This is a genomic window from Pseudomonas sp. PDM25, from assembly GCF_019219045.1.
Classification (GTDB): domain Bacteria; phylum Pseudomonadota; class Gammaproteobacteria; order Pseudomonadales; family Pseudomonadaceae; genus Aquipseudomonas.
In genome coordinates, this window is the sequence record NZ_JAHUWL010000001.1 from 386,714 (window position 1) to 404,771 (window position 18,058).

Sequence of the window (18,058 nt, forward strand, 5' to 3'; positions counted from 1 at the left end):
CTGTCGATGGAATATTGGCATCTTTCGAGGTTTTAGGCTGATACGGAGATAAGCTCATGATTTTTAACGTACAAAATTTTGGCGCCAAAGGAGATGGCATCACCGACGACACGGCGGCGATACAAAGTGCCATTGATGCAGCGGCAGCCGCAGGTGGGGGGCAGGTGTATATGCCGACCGGAACTTATATCGTTTCGGGAGGTGTGGAACCCTCCGACGGCTGCCTGATGCTCAAGAGCAACGTCTACCTGTACGGCGATGGCATGGGCGCAACCACTGTCAAAGTGGCTGACGGCTCCGACACCAAGATCACGGGGGTCATCCGCTCCGCCTATGGCGAGGAAACCCATGACTTTGGCGTCAGCAACCTCACCATCGACGGCAACCGTGATCACACTACGGGCAAGATCGACGGTTGGTTCAACGGCTACATTCCCGGCCAGGCAGGCTACGACTCCAACGTCACCCTCGACAGCGTCGAGATCAAGGATTGCTCCGGGTACGGTTTCGACCCCCACGAGCAGACCGTCAACATGGTCATCAAGAACAGCGTGTCCCACGGCAATGGCCTGGACGGCTTCGTTGCTGACTTCCTCAGCGACAGCACCTTCGAAAACAACGTCGCTTATGACAATGACCGCCACGGCTTCAATGTCGTTACCAGCACCCACGACTTCACCATGACCAACAACGTCGCCTACGACAACGGCGGCAATGGCATCGTGGTGCAGCGCGGCAGCGAGGACATTCCCTCCCCCAGCAACATCACCATCACCGGTGGTGAGGTGTACGGCAACGGCGCCGAAGGGGTGCTGATCAAAATGTCCAGCGAGGTGACGGTCAGCGGCGTCGATATCCACGACAACACCAGCGCCGGGATCCGCATCTATGGCAGCAACCACGTCGAGATCATCGACAACACGCTCAGCAACAACTCCCTGGGCAACCCCGTACCGGAAATCATCATCCAGTCCTACAACGACACCCTGGGCGTGTCCGGCAAGTACTTCAACGGCAGCGATAACACGATCCAGGGCAACATCATCACCGGCAGCAACCTGTCGACCTACGGTGTTGCAGAGCGCAATGAAGACGGCACCGATCGCAACGCCATCATCGGCAACACCATCAGCCACACCAGCAACGGTGCCACGCTGGTCTATGGCGACGGCAGCTACGTCAGTGCCACGGTGCCGATGACCACCGTGCAAGGTACGGCTGGCAACGACACCCTGCTGGGCGGTGCCGCCAGCGAGATTTTCTATGGCGTTGGCGGCAACGACACCATCAATGGCGGTGCTGGTGGCGACATTCTGGTGGGCGGCGCGGGCATCGACAAACTCACCGGCGGTACCGGTGCCGATACGTTCCGGTTCGTCGCTCAGTCCGACAGTTACCGCAACGCAACCGCAAGCTTCGATGACACCATCACCGACTTCGACGTCACCCAAGACAAGATCGACCTCGCCGGCCTCGGTTTCACCGGCCTGGGCAATGGCCGTGGCGGCACCCTTCAGGTCAGCTACAGCGCCAGCAACGACCGCACTTACATCAAGGACTACGATGCCGACGCCAGCGGCAATCGCTTCGAGTTGATTCTCTCGGGCAACCTGGCCAGCACCCTGACCGCCAGCAATTTCATCTTCAATCGTGTGATCACCGGCACCAGCGGCAGCGACTCGCTTTTGGGTAGCGACTCGGCCGACACCCTGCTCGGCCTGGCGGGCAACGACAGCCTCAGTGGCGGCGCGGGCGACGACAAGCTCGACGGCGGTGCCGGCATGGACTCCCTCACCGGCGGCTCTGGCGCGGACATCTTTGCGTTCTCCAATCGCCTGGACAGTTACCGCAACTACAACACTGGCGGTGCCAATCTTAGCGACGTGATCACCGATTTCGATATCACCGCCGACAAGATCGACCTCTCGGCCATTGGATTCACCGGCCTGGGGGATGGCAAGAACAACACCGTGTACGTGGTGCTCAACAGTGCCGGCACCAAGACTTACATCAAGTCCCTGACCGCCGACGCCAATGGCAACCGCTTCGAAGTGACACTGGACGGCAACTACCTCAACAAGCTGACCAGTGCCAATTTCGTCTTCGCCACGTCGCCAACGGTCAACCATGCGCCGGTGGTGGCAACGGCGTTGCTGGATCAGAACGCGACCGAAAACACCCCGTTCAACTACGCGGTGCCGGCCACCAGTTTTACCGATCCGGATAACGACAGCCTCAGCTACACCGCGACCCTGGCCGATGGTAGCGCCCTGCCCGCCTGGCTGAGCTTCAATGCCACCAACCTGACCTTCACCGGTACGCCGACCAGCACCGCCTCCGGCAATTACAACGTGCTGGTCAAAGCCACGGACCCGGCCGGTGCATCGGTCAGCGACAGTTTTGCCCTGGCGGTGGCTGATGCGCCCGCCAACACCATCACCGGCACCAACAACGCCGAAACCCTCAATGGCACAGCGGGTGCAGACCTGATCCTCGGTCTCGGTGGCAACGACACCATCAAGGCCGGCACCGGCGCGGACATCGTCGATGGCGGCGCCGGACGCGATTCGATGTACGGTGGCGACGGTGCCGACACCTTCCGCTACACCAACGTACTCGACAGCTACCGCGACTACGACACCGGCGGTGTCACGGCCACCGACACGATTTATGATTTCACCGTTGGCGTCGACAAGATCGATGTTTCGGGCCTTGGCATTCTCGGCCTCGGCGATGGCAGCAATGGCACGTTGTACATGACCCTAAACGCGGCCGGCGACAAGACTTACATCAAATCCGCCGAGACCGACGCCGATGGCAATCGCTTCGAAATCGCCCTCAGCGGCAACTACCTCAACACCCTGACCGCCAGCGATTTCGTGTTCGGCGAGCGCGCCCAGCAGGACATCCTCTACCTGCCCGTCCTCGGCCAATCCAATGCACGCCTGCTGCGCATGACGGAGGATGACAATCAGTCCGGCACCTCGATGCTGGTCAACGACCTGGACCGCTACACAACCTATGACGTGCGCAGCCAGTTCAACGACGCGGATGGCAACGGCATCGACATCGCGGTGGGCGGCAGCACGGTCACTGGCCTGTCGACACTCAGCGCCGAGGAACTCAAGTTGTGCTGGTGGCTGACCGACACCAACCAACCCGGGCCTGCGTTGTTGCGCGCCGTGACGCTGCTGCGGGACCAGCTCACCGAACTGCAATCCATAGACAACGTCACCATGGGCATCATTTGGGGCCAGGGTGAGGAAGCCGCCCAGGAGATCGGCCGCGCCACGGACAAGGCAGCGGCAGCAGCGGCCTACAAGGCCGCGACCCTGAAGGTGTTTGATTACCTGCATACCCAGTTCGGCAGCTTCAGCGTGTACCTGATGGAAACCGGTCACTACGAGCAGGACGCAGCGCGTATCCGTGGTTATTCGGAGGAGAAGATTGCCTCCATCGTCGAGGGGGTTGGCTATGTCCGCGCCGCCCAGGAAGCCATCGCTGCCGAGCGCTCCGACGTAAAGCTGGCGGTGGACTACACCGACCTCCCCTTGCGCCACGAAGTCGATCCGCAGGCGTATCCCGACGACGTCTGGCACCTGCACGAGGAGTCAGCGGAGATCGTCGGCCAGCGCCTGGCCGACTACATTGCCGGTGACCTCGGCTTCCAGGGCAACCCTAACGACAACAACAGCGTGCAGGACATTTTCGACAACGCTCATAACATGATTTCCGGCACCGACCAGGCCGATACCCTGGTGGGCACTTTGGGCAACGACACGATCGATGGTCACCTGGGCGCCGACACCATGACCGGTGGCGATGGCAACGACATCTATGTGGTCGATAACGCGTCCGACCGCGTCGTGGAAACCAACACCTCGACCTCGCAGATCGATACGGTGCAGGCCTCGGTCAGCTGGACCCTGGGTGCCAATCTCGAGAACCTGGTGCTCACCGGCACGTCGGACATCAACGGTACCGGCAATGAGCGGCAAAATTTCATCACCGGCAATGCCGCCAATAACGTGCTCAATGGTGCTGCAGGGGCCGACAGCATGAGCGGCGGCGATGGCAACGACACCTACTATGTCGACAACGCCGACGACATCGTGATCGAGACCAACAGCAATGCAGTGCCTGGAGGGATCGACAGCGTGCACAGCAGCCTGGCGGCCCATACTCTCGCCAACAACGTCGAGCGTCTGTATATCGATAGCACGGGCGCCGCCAATGGCACGGGCAACGCGCTGGACAACACGCTGTTCGCCGGAGCCGGCAACAACGTGCTGGACGGACGCGATGGCAACGACACAGTGTCTTTTGAACGCGCCCTGTCCGGGGTTACCGTAAACCTCTCGACGTCAGCGCAACAAAACACCGTGGGCTCCGGGCTCGACACCTTGAAATTTTTCGAAAACCTGACGGGAAGCGCCTACGCCGACAGTCTGTCGGGCAACAGCGCCGCGAACGTTCTGAACGGTGGTGCGGGCAACGATACGTTGGTGGGTGGTTCGGGCGATGACCGGCTGATCGGCGGTGCAGGCACTGACAACCTCACCGGCGGCACTGGCGCGGACACCTACGCGTTTGGTGCGTTGTCGGACATGGGCGTCGGGGCTTTGCGCGATGTGGTCAACGGTTTCAAGACCACCGAGGGTGATCATCTGGACTTCACCGGCCTGGACGCCAACCCGCTGACCGCCAATATCGACGCCTTCACGTTCATCGGCAGCAACGCCTTCGACCCTGCCAACGCCACCGGCCAACTGCGCTTTGCCGATGGCATTCTCTCCGGCAGTGTCAACGCCGACGCCACCCCCGAGTTCGAATTCGAACTGGTGGGCGTCAAGGAGCTGCACGCCAGCGACTTTACAGCCTGACGTTGTGGGAGCGAGCCTGCTCGCGATGACGGCGGTACATTCAGCATTGCTGCAGGCTGACCCACCGCTTTCGCGAGCAAGCCCGCTCCCACAAGGGACTTGCAGTGCCACAAAAATCCAAGACAACCGCAGATCAAATGTGGGAGCGGGCTTGCTCGCGAAGGCGGCGGCACATTCAGCATTGCTGCAGGCTGACCCACCGCTTTCGCGAGCAAGCCCGCTCCCACAAGGGATTTGCAGTGCCACGAAAATCGAGGACAACCACAGATCAACTGTGGGAGCGGGCTTGCCCGCGAAGGCGTCGGCACATTCAGCATTGATGCAAGCTGAACCACCGCTTTCGCGAGCAAGCCCGCTCCCACAGGGGGATTTGCAGTGCCACAAAAATCGAGGACAACCGCAGATCAAATGTGGGAGCGAGCCTGCTCGCGATGACGGCGGCACATTCAGCATTGATGCAGGCTGATCCACCGCTATCGCGAGCAGGCTCACTCCCACAGGGGACTGGCAGTGCCACGAAAATCGAGGACAACCACAGATCAAATGTGGGAGCGGGCTTGCTCGCGATGACGGCGGCACATTCAGCATTGCTGCAGGCTGACCCACCGCTATCGCGAGCAGGCTCACTCCCACAGGGGACTGGCAGTGCCACAAAAATCGAGGACAACCACAGATCAAATGTGGGAGCGAGCCTGCTCGCGATGACGGCGGCACATTCAGCACTGATGCAGGCTGACCCACCGCTATCGCGAGCAGGCTCACTCCTACAGGGGATTTACTGTGCCTGAAAAATCGAGGACAGCCACAGATCAAATGTGTGTGGGCCTGCTCGGCACATAGGCATCAGTCTTGAACCTGGTCGCGACCCGCCGCTCAGAACAGGTTCTGCACCTGCTCCAGGACGCCGCGGCTCATCTGGCCGGTGTGGGTGTGCAGGCTGACATAGCTTTGCAGCATGTCGAGTTTGGTGTTGAGCAGGTCTCGGCGGGCCTGGAACACCCGCTGCTGTGCATCAAGAATATCCACCGTGGAACGCACTCCACCCTGAAAGCCTTTTTCCGTCGAGGTCAGGGCCCGCTGATTGGACTCCACCGCCCGCTGCATCGCCTTGCTCTTGGTGAACCCGGCCACGACGCCCAGATAATCGGCTTCGATGTCCTCGGCCAACTGTTGACGCTGCACATCGTAGTCGGACTGGGCACCGGCCAGTTGCGCTTCGGCCTTCGCCACCGAGGCGCGTACCGCCCCGCCGCGATACAACGGAATATCCAGCTGCACCCCCACGTAATAGCTGTCCTGGCGCGGATCGAGTTCCTGGTACTGACGGGTTTCCCGGCGGGTTAGCTGGGTGGTCAGCGACAAGGTCGGATAATGCCCGGCGCGTTGACTGTCGGCTTGCGCCTCGGCGACTTTCACCGCTGCCAGCCGGGCTGCCAGCTCGGGGCTGGCGTCACGGGCAACCGCCGTCCAGTACGGCAAATCCTGCTCCGGCGGGATCGGGCTACCGGCGGCGAGTTCTTCGCGCATCGGCTGGATGTCATCGATGGGCACGCTGGCGCGACCGGACAATGCCCGCAACGCGGCCACGCGGCGGGCCTGGGCTTCAGTCTCCTGGGCTTCGACAAGATCGAGCCGCGCCTGGGCCTCATCAATATCGGTGATCGCACCTTGGCCGCCCTGATAAAGCTTTTTGCTCTGCGTCACCAATCCACTGATGGCAGCCTTTTGCTGGGCGATCAACTTGATCTCGTTTTCAGCCCGGGCGACGTCGAAGTAGCCTTTGGCGACCCGGTCGTACAGGGTCTGGCCGGCAACGTCGAATAGCTGGTTACCCAACTGCCCCCGCGCCTTGCCCTCCTGATACGCCGCCCAGCGCCCCTTGTCATACAGCGGTTGTTGCGCCGCCAGGGTGACGTTGTTTGCCTGGTAATCATTACTGTTGACGTAGCTGCGGTCGTCGCCGCCATCGATACGCCCACCGTAGCCGTAGCGCGACGTCAACGACACTTGCGGATAGAGGCCGCCGCGGCCAATCGCCTCTTCCTGCTTCGAAGCATCAAAGGCATGGGCCGCCGATTGCACGGTCGGGTCATTGGCGCGCGAGGCGTCGTACGCCGCGGTCAGGCTCAGGCCTTTTTCGGCGGCCCATACGGGATTGATCGCGGCCCAACTGATATACAAACCCAGCAACGCACGGGAGCGATAGCGACAACGATCGGTCATGCTCATTCCTCTTTGAAGGCTGCAAGCAAGCGTTCACGCAAAGGTTTCATCAGGTAATTCATCAAGGTGCGCTCCCCCGTCACCACCGTGACATCGGCGAGCATGCCGGGGCGCACCAGCAGGCCGGCGGCCTGGAGCGAGGCGACAGTGTCGGCGGGGATTTCGACCTTGGCGGAAAAGTACGGCTGGTGCGTCTGTTCATTGATCAACTGGTCCGCCGACACCGTAGTCACCGTACCGGTGACCGTCGGCGTATCCACCCGTTGCAGCGCGGTGAAGTGCACATGCACCGGCAGCCCCGGGCGCAACTTATTGGCCATCAGCGGCTCAAAACGCGCGGTGATCGCCATCGGCGCATCCAGCGGCACCACCTGCATCAGGGTTTGGCCGGCCTGCGCAACCCCCCCGACCGTATGAAGGCTCACGTCCATGACCTGCCCGGACACCGGCGCACGGATCGCACCGTTGTCGACTTCAAACTGCAAGGCACGAATCTGATCGGCATAACCTGCCGCCTCGGCAGAAACCTCGCTGAGCTGGGTTTCGGCATCGCGGCGAAATTCCTGCTGCGCCTGCAAGGCCTTGAGGCGACTTTCGTTGATCGCCTGGCGGGTCCTGCCCACATCGCCCACCCCGGAGGCAATCTGCCCGGCCAATTGGGCTGCGTTGCGCTCGGCCTCGAAAAGTTTATTGCGCGGAACGTAGCCTTCACGGGCCAAATCACGCAGGCCTTCCAGCTCCTGCTGCTGGAAGCGCATCTGCGTGTCGTAGTTGCGCTTGACGCCTTCGTAGCCGAGCAATTGCTGCTGCAATGCCACGGCTTCGTGTTCGATGATCTGCAAACGGCTGCCCAGCTCTGCGCGGCGAGTCAGAAACAACTGGCTCTGCAAGGCCATGGCGGCCTTGACCCGCGGCTCATCGGCATGTTCCAGCAGTTCAGCGGGCCATTGGATCTCGGCCGAGCCCAGGCGCTCGGCAATCAACCGCGCTTCGACGCTGCGATCGTTGAGCAACTTGCCCAGCGTCACGTCCCGTTGCGACTGCGCCTGCACCGTATTGAGCTGCACCAGCAACTGCCCCTGGCTGACGCGGTCGCCATCGCTGACCAGCAGTTTTTCCACCACCCCACCGACCAACGACTGCACAGCCTTGCGTTCGCCCGCCACCACCACGGTGCCGCTGCCCACGACACCCTGGTCGAGCGGCGCCAGGCAGGCCCAGAGCAGGAAGCCGCCCAGCGTCAGGACCAGGAAACCCACACCATAGCGTGCCGCGCCTCCGGCGTCGGTACTGGCGCAGGGCAATGTTGTGGCGCCGCGCACGCTCAGCCGCTGCTCAGGGGTCAGATCATGCATCTTCGCCAGTCTCCTTGACCGCGGCCGGTCTAGGCCCCGGCATCAATGCCTTGAGCACCTGGTCCCGTGAACCGAATGCTTGTTGAGTGCCGTCCTTGAGCACCAGGATGTAATCGACCACGGCCAGCACATTAGGCCGGTGGGTAATCAGCACCACGGTGCTGCCAGCAGCCTTGATCGCAGTGATGGCCTGCACCAGCGCCAGCTCTCCGGCTTCATCGAGGTTTGAGTTGGGCTCATCGAGCACAATCAGCGACGGGCGCCCATAGAGTGCGCGAGCCAGCCCGAGGCGTTGCTTTTGTCCACCGGACAAGCCAAGCCCGCCGGGGCCCAGAGGTGTGTCGTAACCCTTGGGGAACCTCAGGATCATCTCGTGAATGCCGGCGTGACGCCCGGCGGCGATGATCTTGTCGGCATCCTGCTCGCCGAAGCGGGCAATGTTGTCGGCCACACTGCCGTCGAACAGCTCGATGTCCTGGGGCAGGTATCCAAGGTGCGGACCCAGGGCGTCGTGGGACCATTGACTGATCTCGGCGTCGTCCAGGCGCACCGACCCGCCCAACGCCGGCCATACCCCGACCATCGCCCTGGCCAGCGTTGATTTACCACTGGCGCTGGGGCCGACGACGGCGAGCACATCACCTTTGGCCAGGCTGAAATTGATGCCACGCAGGATCGGTTGCGAGGCGCCGGGCGGGCCGACATACAACTGCTCCAAACGCACTGCGCCGGTGGGCGGTGGCAAAGGCATTCGCAGACGCTCGCGCGGATGCTCGGCCAGCAGTTGGCTCAGGCGCTGGTAGCTCTGGCGGCCGGAGTTGAATTGCTTCCACGAGCCAATGGCGATTTCCACGGGCGCCAGGGCACGCCCCAGCAGCAGCGACATCGCAATCATCATGCCCGCCGACAATTGGCCTTCAAGCACCAGCAACGCCCCCAGGCCCAGGGCCAGAGACTGTCCGGAGATGCGCACGAAACGGGTCATCGAAGTGATACGCGCGCCGCGGTCGCTGGCATGGGCCTGGGCAGCAATGATGCGTTGCTGCAGCAGGCTCCAACGCTGGCGCAACGGCCCGAGCATGCCCAGGGCCTGGATGACTTCGGCATTGTGTAACGTGCTGTTTACATAGATCGACGACTGCACGCCCAGGCGATTGGCTTCGCCCAAACGCGTGCGAGTCGCCAACTCGCCCCACAGCGCCAGACCGATCAGCACCAGGGCCAGAACCAGCGTCAGCACGCCGAACCAAGGATGAAAGATGAACGCCACCAGCAGGAAAATTGGCAACCACGGCGCATCGAGCAAGGCGATCAGGCCCTGGCCGGTGATCAACTGCCGCAACGTCGCCAGATCGGTGAGTACCTGCGCCGGGTTGGCGTTGTGCTCGCGCAGACTGCGGGCGAAGGCGGCGTCGAAAATCCGCTCGCCCAAGGCATCGTCCAGCCCCGCGCTCATGCGAATCATCACCTCACCGCGTACCCACTCGATCAGGGCGCTGAACATGAACAGTCCCAGGGCGATCAAGGTGAGCATGAACAAGGTGGTTTCGTTGCGGCTGGTGAGGACCCGGTCGTACACCTGCATCATGTAGAGCGACGGCACCAGCACCAGCAGGTTGATCACCCCACTGAACAGGGCCAGCGACCAAAACACCCGGCGATAGCTTAATAAAGCGGCATCAATGTCATGACGCGGATCGAGAAGCAAACCCATAGAGTGACGCCCGCAAAAGAAATAGTCGGTCCAAGACGCAATCCATCGCTGGTTTTTTGCCCTAAGGCTTTAGAGAAAACACTAAACGCAACCTGATGTGCCGCTATCAGAGACGATCCTCGTCGCTACAGGCGCCATTTACTGACCGCGCAACCACGGGTTAGTGCCGGTTCGATGGGCGGGGTTTGCATGTGGGTGACGGGCGGGGATGTTGCACGGCAAGTGGACGAGCGCTTCGGCAAGCAGGACGTCGTGTACCTCCGTCAAAAAAGCTGCCCCCGACCCGGCCACCTGAGCCGACTCAAATTCTGCTGGACGCGCTGGAGGTTAAAGCCCGGGCGGCTTTGAGCACCGGCAGTACGTCCTCATTCCTCATCCCGTTGCTCCTCTCCCAAGTAGTCTGAAACTCCCACCCCGCCTGGGAGTATCGGCCGATGCGCAATCCCCGGCGCTTACACATAGTTGCAAGCTATAGCAGTACAAAGTCTACGGTCAGGCCTCGATGGCCCTAGTTGCTCTGGAGAAAATCATGGCTAATCAAAAGAAAAACTCATCGCTAACAAGCAACCAGGCCGATAACACCGGTGCCGATCCGTTACCCATCAGCCATGGCGTCAACGCAAACGACGCCCCCCCATATTCTCCGACCGTCACCACCAACCTGAGCGACTACGCGCCTGGCAGCACCGCCACCATTACGGCCAGCGGCTTCGCCGCCGGCAGCACAGTGATGCTCGAAGTGGAACACGCCACCGGCGCCGGCGCGGATAACCTATGGGGCACGCCCGACGACGTGCTCGATACCGACACCGGCGAGGGACACGAGCCCTGGTATGTGACCGATGGCGGTGCCGGCGATCTTGACGGCCAAGTCAACGGCAGCGTCACGACCTCGTGGTACGTGAATCCAGACGACTCGGCTGGTGCGACGTTTCTGCTCACCGCGGCCTCTTCGGGTGACGATCGTGTGTTCGGTACGAGTGACGACACAGTGGCGACAACGTCATTTACGGACAGCGGTCTGAGCGTCGTGGCCACCAGCGCGAACGTTACGCTGGACGAAACGGCCGGGTTGCAGAACGCCGCCGCCACGCCAAGCCCTGCGGGAGACGCTGACGACAACGACATTCTGGTGACCTCCCTGCCCTCGACCTTCTCTGCCCGATTGACTGCACTGGGTGCCGGTACCGCAACGGGTGCAGCGTTGAGTGGCTATACCGGTGCCGTGGGCAACACGGGCAGCAATGCGTTCACCGTCACCGCTGACCCCGGAGCCAGCATTACCAATATCAGCTTCGTCGACAGCGCTGGTGCACCGCTCAATGGCCTGGACAGTGGACTGGATACCCTCAATGGCACCAGCATCTTTCTCTATACGGATGCGAACAACGACAACATCGTTCTGGGCCGAGCCGGTGGCTCGACCGGCGCGATCGTGTTCGCGGCCTATATCGAAGAAACCGGATCGCCGGTTTCGGGCGGCAAGATCTGGACCGTGGAGTATCAACCGCTTAAGCATCCAGATACTACGAACGCCGATGATTCGCTCAATCTGCTGAATAAGGTGTTCATCGGAGCCAGTCAGGACCTGGAGTTCAGTCTGGCCGGTGTGCCCTCCGGTGCGAACCTGTTCCTGATGTTCACGAAGGCGAACCCGACAGTTGTCGATGTCGCGGGTGTCTTGCGGATCACGGATCCCACCATCATCGCCACTGGCAAGGACCCCGCAGACGAGTCAAGCGGCGCCAATATAAACACTGGCGACACGATCATCACCAGCCAGGCGGCCAACCCGACCACCTTCGGCACCAACAACCAGATGATTACGGAACAGGAAGGCATCCGTTTTTCATTCGTCACGGGTGCCAGGCAGGATGTGACCATTCCCAACCTGAGTCCGACCGAAGCAGATGTTGAGTCCAACATCGACTTTACCGACGTCTTCAATGCGAAGATGGCCAGTTTCGACGTCGTGCAGTTGCAAAGCGGCAAGAGTGCCGTGGTAAAAGTCAGTGCATTCACTACCGCTGCTGAACCTGGCGTGAATTTCATCAACGGCTATGCGGGTGATACGTCAATTGCCATCACCAATGTTCGCGTCTTCAATAGCGCCGGGGTGGTGATCGAGAATTCAAACGGATCGGTGAATGATCCGGCCATTGGTATCACCTTATCCGGTGGGGTTGCTACCATCACCGGCGTTTTGGCCGGGTACCAGATTGAATACACCACAGCGTCGGATCACAACCGCGTGCTCGTCGAGAACGGGGCAGCCCTCGACGCCAAGGGTAATAACCACGCCGATTTTGATGTGGGTGGCTTCACATTGGTCCAAGCCTCTATTTCGAAAACTGAAATCGGCTCCAAGATGCTGTTCGAGGACGACGGGCCGAGCATCAGCACCACCGGCACCGAGCCGACGCTGACAGTGGACGAGACCGTCCTGGCGACTAATGCCACGCAGAACTTTGCCGCCAACTTCACCTCGGCGTTTGGCGCCGATGGCGCGGGCACGCTGACCTATGCGCTCGGCGTGGTGGCGGGTGCCTCCGGGCTGGTGGACACGGCCACGAATGAGGCAGTGAACCTGTCGCTCAACGGCGCCGTGGTGGAAGGCCGTACGGCCACGACCAACCTGTTGGTGTTCACGGTCAGCGTGGCCGCCAATGGCGACGTCACGCTCGACCAAATACGCGCGGTGGTGCATCCCGATGCCAGCAATCCCGATGATTCGAAGAGCCTGACGGCGGACAACCTGGTGACGCTGACGGCGACCAAGACCGATGGGGATGGCGACAGCGCCCAGGCGGCCCTCAACATCGGCCAGAACCTGGTGTTCAAGGACGACGGACCGAGCGTCAGCACCACCGGCACCGAGCCGACACTGACGGTGGACGAGACCGTCCTGGCGACCAACGCCACGCAGAACTTTGCCGCCAACTTCAACTCATCGTTTGGCGCCGATGGGGCCGGCACGCTGACCTATGCACTGGGCGTGGTGGCGGGTGCCTCCGGGCTGGTGGACACGGCCACGAATGAGGCAGTGAACCTGTCGCTCAACGGCACAGTGGTGGAAGGCCGTACGGCCACGACCAACCTGCTGGTGTTCACGGTCAGCGTGGCCGCCAATGGCGACGTCACGCTTGACCAGATACGGGCGGTGGTGCATCCCGATGCCAGCAATCCCGATGATTCGAAGAGCCTGACGGCGGACAATCTGGTGACGCTGACAGCGACCATAACCGACAAGGACGGCGACAGTGCCCATGCCGCCCTCAACATCGGGTCGAACCTGGTGTTCAAGGACGACGGGCCAAGCATCAGCACCACTGGCACCGAGCCAACGTTGACGGTGGACGAGACCGTCCTGGCGACCAACGACACCAAGAACTTTGCCGCCAACTTCAGCTCGGCGTTTGGCGCTGATGGCGCCGGCACGCTGACCTATGCACTGGGCGTGGTGACGGGTGCCTCCGGGCTGGTGGACACGGCCTCGGGCCAGGCGGTGAACCTGTCACTCAACGGTGGCGTGGTGGAAGGCCGCACGGCCTCCTCCAACCTGCTGGTGTTCACGGCCACCTTGGCCGCCAACGGCGACGTCACGCTCGACCAGCTCCGAGCGGTGGTGCATCCCGACGCCAGCAATCCCGATGACTCGAAGACTCTGTCGGCGGACAATCTGATAACGCTGACGGCGACCAAGACCGATAGAGACGGTGACAGCGCCCAGGCGACGCTCAACATCGGCCAGAACCTGGTGTTCGAGGACGACGGCCCATCACTCGCGTTCGGCAACCTGATCGGAACCGGTAGCGTCCTTCCACAATACGGGTTCTGGGACAAGGCGGCAGGTGCCGACGGGCTGGGTGCAGCCGGTCTGGATATTTCGTTGGTGAATGACCAGTTCACTCTCGTCAGGCCAGACAACACGACCACGACCGGGACCGGCACGCTCACCGAGCAGTCGCCCTCACCGGACGCCAATGGCGCGTACCATTTCGCCGGGACGTTGACCGGCGATTTCGACAATAACGCCTCCACGGCAAATACCAGCGTCGACTACACGCTGACCGCCTATGACAATGGCAGCTATACGCTGGATTTGGTGCAAGGCTTCAGTTCGACGATCGTCCAAAGCACTAACGATGGCTCGCTCGGTGCCGGCGGCCCGGATCCCGTGCGCACATTGTTAATCCCGGCGCAGGATCCGCCGACTATCCCTTCGCCATCTGAGGAGATTGTCTTTTTTGGTGTTAACGCGACCACTAGCTCAAGCGACATATTTTCCGCCATCGGACTGGGAGCGCACGACCTCACCGAAACGCAAATAGAAGCCGGCGGGTTTACATTCATCGGCACCGCGAACATGAACGTCAGCACGTCCGGCATCGGCATTGCCAACAACAACCTGGATGGCAACGGGACGGCAGGCATCAATGCCGGTGACGAGAGTTTCGTCATCAATCCCGAGACCTTGTTGACGGGCATGAAAGTTTTCATCGACAACTCGGTGCAGGGGTACAACCCGGCAACGGAGGAGCTGTACTACAAGATCTTCTACGATGACGGCACGACTTCGGCTCAGACGAAGGTGCTTGCCGCTGATCTGACCTCGGAGGCTGGAGGAAAGACGTCCTTCGTCATCGATACAGCGGACCCGAAACTCATTGATGCGGTTCAACTCACGATGGGCCTGGGCGTGATCAAGATCCCGACGATCGAGTTCATTCAGGAGACCGAGAACCTGGCCAGCGATGTCAAGCTGACGTTCAACGCGACGCTGACGGACAAGGATGGGGACTCGGCGACGAGTACGTTTGACGCCAACCTGTTCGCCAACGACTTGGCCGGCGCACAGTTCGACTTCACCCTGATTGGCACGGGCGGTGAGCGTGATGCCTTCAACGTCGATTTGTCAGCCACTGCGAACCGGTATCAGGTCACCGGCTTCGATGCGAGCGCAAACCTGCGAGACACGCTGGTGCTCAACGGCGATCAGAACTCCGTTGTCCAATCGATCGACAACTCCGGCGCAGACAGCATCGTGACGATTGCCGAAACTGGCGGACAAGTCACGACCATCACCTTGGTCGGGGTCGATCTTCTGAGTACCGACATTGTTCATGGCAGTGCCTGATACAGCGAGCGCGTGAAAGGATGCGAGGGTGGCGAAAACCACCCTCGCATTGTTTTTTGCAGTTCCAATATGAGATCCGCGCGGATCGCATCCGTGGTGAACTCTCGAGCACCACAAGGCTTAAAGAACGTGGCGGGGTATCAGTCAGAGCGTCTTGTTTTGACGTGAAGCCAAATCCATTTCCACCCACGTGGACTCGGGTGGTTTTTCGTTGTTGGTGAGCCCGTGCTTCAGCGCATACATCAGCAAGTCGATGCGGTTGATGAGATTGAGCTTTTGATAAATGTTGCTGAGGTGGTTGTGCACAGTGTGCTCGCTGATGCCCAGACGCCCGGCGATGCTCATGTATTTGGCGGACGGATCCCCCACGATGGCGCGAATCAGTTCTCTCTCGCGTAGCGTCAGCCGTGCCTGTTTCGCCTGCTCCAGATTGCATTTCAAGTGTATATGTCCGGTCGCGGCATAGCCGGAAAGCCCACCGGCCCAGGCTCTATCCAGTCCGACGTCGCGGTGGTGGACCGTGATGATGGCCTGGATGATCGATTCCGTCGGGTCTTCCGCCAGCACGATGCCGCGTGCGCCCGCCTCTATTGCCTGGGCAACGGGGACGGCTTCGTACAGGCCCTTGAGCACCAGTAACTTCATTTCGGCGCTGCGGGTGAGCTCCGCGACGACCTCCAGCGGGTTCAGCGCATCTGGAAAGAAACTGAAAAAAATGACATTGGGACGCAACTGATCGGCAAGATCCAGCGCATTGGTATAGGTGGTGGCCTGGCCGCTCACTTCCATCTGAGGTTTCCTGGCATTGATCAAGTCGTGAAGCCCCATGAGAACGAGGGGACGACAATCGATCAGCATCACGCGTATTGGTTTTCTGTGGGTCGTCATTACTTTACTGACTCCCTTGAAAAATGAACCGTGACCTCCATCCACTGGCCTTCCTGGATCAGCAACTCGCTCACTTCGTCACCGTGATCGAAGACAGAGACAATAGGAATAACAATCAACAGCTTGCACATGTGGATGTGCTCCCTCGAACCGCTGAACTGAGTTTAGGCCAGCCCAGCGCGCTGCCCGCCCGCCCTTCCCATCAGTTGTCGCCTCAAACCTCATTCGGGTAACCCCGTCGATGTTCCCAAGGGTGCCCTCCCCCCCAAGAAATCAAGGTCTTAGGCTCGCTGCGGGAGACCTGCAACCAAAGCCGGAATTCGATCAAAATCGTCAACTAACCGACAAGTGGCGTGAAGCCAGCACAAATTAAACTCTGGCGTCAATTTTTCGGCGAAACCTGCCTCGCCGAGCCATGGGAATGCTCCCGGTAAGCGTCCAGTTTGGGTGGGAGCCACAGTTGGTATTGCGGCAGGATCAGGGGGATGTGAGGTTTTGGCTGGAGCTGACGGGGCTCAACCAGGCATTAACGCTTTCGACACTTTCGGCAGGCGGTTTTCCCGCCCAGCGATTGAGCGTGAGGACATTGGTGACGAAGTCGTATTGGGTCTTGAGCAGATCACGACGAGCCCGGAATTCGTTGCGTACGCTGGTCAGCACATCGACGGCATTGACCATTCCGTAATTGAGCGCTTTCTCTGCCGCCACTCTGGACAGCTGTGCCGAGGCCAGGGCATTGCGGCTCGCACTGATCTTTTCTCCACTCGAATTGGCGGTCAGGTAAGCGCTGGTGATCTCTTTGACCACCCGGCGCCGGATCGCTTCCAGTTCCTGCTCGGCGGTAATCTGATCCTGGTAGAGACCACGGACCCGCGCCGAGGTCGAGCCGCCGCTGTACAGCGGCACCTGAACACCAATTCCGGCGACATAGCTGTCGGTGCGCGGCGTCAGGGTATTGTTGTAGCCTTCGTTTGTCTCTTGTGCGCTCAGACTCAGACTCAAGGTCGGATAGTGCCCGCCCTTACCGCTACGCAACGCAGCGCCCGCCGCTTCGACACCGCTTTCGTTGGCCTTGAGCGCCGGGTTTAGCGCCATACCCTCGCGCACCCAGGTTTCAAGGCTTTGCGCCGAAACCCGTAGTTGCACGTCATCGCGAATCCGGTTGAGCTTCTCCTTGACCGGCCGGCCGACGATCTCCGCCAGTGCCTCGCGACTGATACTGGCCTGGTTGCGGGCATCCAGTTCCTGCGCCGCGAGCAAATCGACCCGGGCCTTGAGGTCGAGCTGATCAGTAACCAATGCCAGCTGCTTTTCGTACAACGCATTGACTCGGTCCAGACTCTTTTGCGTGGTTCGACGTTCCGCCCTCACCAATTCCAGTTCATCTTCGGCTGCCAACGCGGCGAAGTAACGCTGCGCCAATTCCACTGTGGCCTCGGCCTGGGCTTCCAGCGCTTGCGATTCGGACTGTTTGGCCAGGCTTTTGAATTTTTGGTAGTTCTCCCACGCGGCCTTGTTGTAGAGGTACTGACGCAACACCAGGCTGTAGCTTTCGCTATCGTAACTCTGCTGCACCAGGTCGTTTTCCTGGCGAATCAAGTTCGACCCGGCGTTCAGCGATACTTGCGGCAACAGCGCTCCCATGGCCTCGCGCTGATGTTCCTGGCCCGCCTGCGCTTGCGCATAGGAGGCCAATACCCGCGGGTCCTCCAGCCGCGCCTCGCGATACAACTGCATGAGGTCGGTAGAAAACGTCGAGGCACTGACCCCGGTCGATGTTGCTGCAGGGGTTTGCGCCAGCGCGGCACCCGCTGCAAGCATCAACAGACCGCTCAGCAGAACTGCCGACGCGCGCACG

Annotated in this window: 8 protein-coding genes; 2 read left to right on the forward strand and 6 right to left on the reverse strand. The window is 60.8% G+C overall.

Translation table 11 applies throughout. The annotated features are described in order from the left end of the window. Nucleotides 1–56: 56 nt before the first annotated feature. On the forward strand, nucleotides 57–4,883 hold the full coding sequence (locus KW848_RS01525) for a glycosyl hydrolase family 28-related protein (RefSeq protein WP_218534944.1): 4,827 nt from the start codon (nucleotides 57–59) through the stop codon (nucleotides 4,881–4,883). A gap of 873 nt (nucleotides 4,884–5,756) precedes the next feature. On the opposite strand, the gene KW848_RS01530 is transcribed toward KW848_RS01525, so the two are convergent. Genes KW848_RS01530 through KW848_RS01540 form a run of 3 tightly spaced genes read right to left on the reverse strand, consistent with a single transcriptional unit; the run spans nucleotide 5,757 to nucleotide 10,175 of the window. Further along, nucleotides 5,757–7,106 carry a TolC family outer membrane protein gene (locus tag KW848_RS01530; protein WP_218534945.1) on the reverse strand — a complete coding sequence of 450 codons (1,350 nt, stop codon included), beginning with the start codon at nucleotides 7,104–7,106 and terminating at the stop codon, nucleotides 5,757–5,759. Between the two features lie 2 nt (nucleotides 7,107–7,108). Beyond that, nucleotides 7,109–8,461: an HlyD family type I secretion periplasmic adaptor subunit gene (locus KW848_RS01535; protein ID WP_111451667.1), complete on the reverse strand. Its 1,353-nt coding sequence runs from the start codon at nucleotides 8,459–8,461 to the stop codon at nucleotides 7,109–7,111. After that, complete coding sequence (locus KW848_RS01540; protein ID WP_111451668.1) at nucleotides 8,454–10,175, reverse strand: type I secretion system permease/ATPase; 1,722 nt, start codon at nucleotides 10,173–10,175, stop codon at nucleotides 8,454–8,456. The genes KW848_RS01535 and KW848_RS01540 overlap by 8 nt, the downstream gene beginning before the upstream one ends. Nucleotides 10,176–10,704: 529 nt before the next feature. On the opposite strand from KW848_RS01540, the gene KW848_RS01545 reads away from it, so the two are divergent. Beyond that, on the forward strand, nucleotides 10,705–15,312 hold the full coding sequence (locus KW848_RS01545) for a DUF5801 repeats-in-toxin domain-containing protein (RefSeq protein ID WP_218534947.1): 4,608 nt from the start codon (nucleotides 10,705–10,707) through the stop codon (nucleotides 15,310–15,312). A gap of 144 nt (nucleotides 15,313–15,456) precedes the next feature. Here KW848_RS01545 and KW848_RS01550 read toward each other — a convergent pair whose 3' ends face one another. The 3 genes from KW848_RS01550 to KW848_RS01555 all read right to left on the reverse strand — a co-directional run bounded on the left by KW848_RS01550 (nucleotide 15,457) and on the right by KW848_RS01555 (nucleotide 18,057). Next, nucleotides 15,457–16,200, reverse strand: coding sequence for a LuxR C-terminal-related transcriptional regulator (locus KW848_RS01550; RefSeq protein ID WP_218534950.1), 744 nt, complete (start codon nucleotides 16,198–16,200; stop codon nucleotides 15,457–15,459). Beyond that, a complete protein-coding gene (locus tag KW848_RS31655; RefSeq protein WP_256364992.1) occupies nucleotides 16,200–16,331 on the reverse strand; it encodes a hypothetical protein in 132 nt (43 codons plus the stop codon). Before KW848_RS31655 ends, KW848_RS01550 begins: the two co-directional genes overlap by 1 nt. 346 nt (nucleotides 16,332–16,677) lie before the next feature. Continuing rightward, nucleotides 16,678–18,057 carry a TolC family outer membrane protein gene (locus tag KW848_RS01555; protein ID WP_218534954.1) on the reverse strand — a complete coding sequence of 460 codons (1,380 nt, stop codon included), beginning with the start codon at nucleotides 18,055–18,057 and terminating at the stop codon, nucleotides 16,678–16,680. Nucleotide 18,058: the final 1 nt, after the last annotated feature.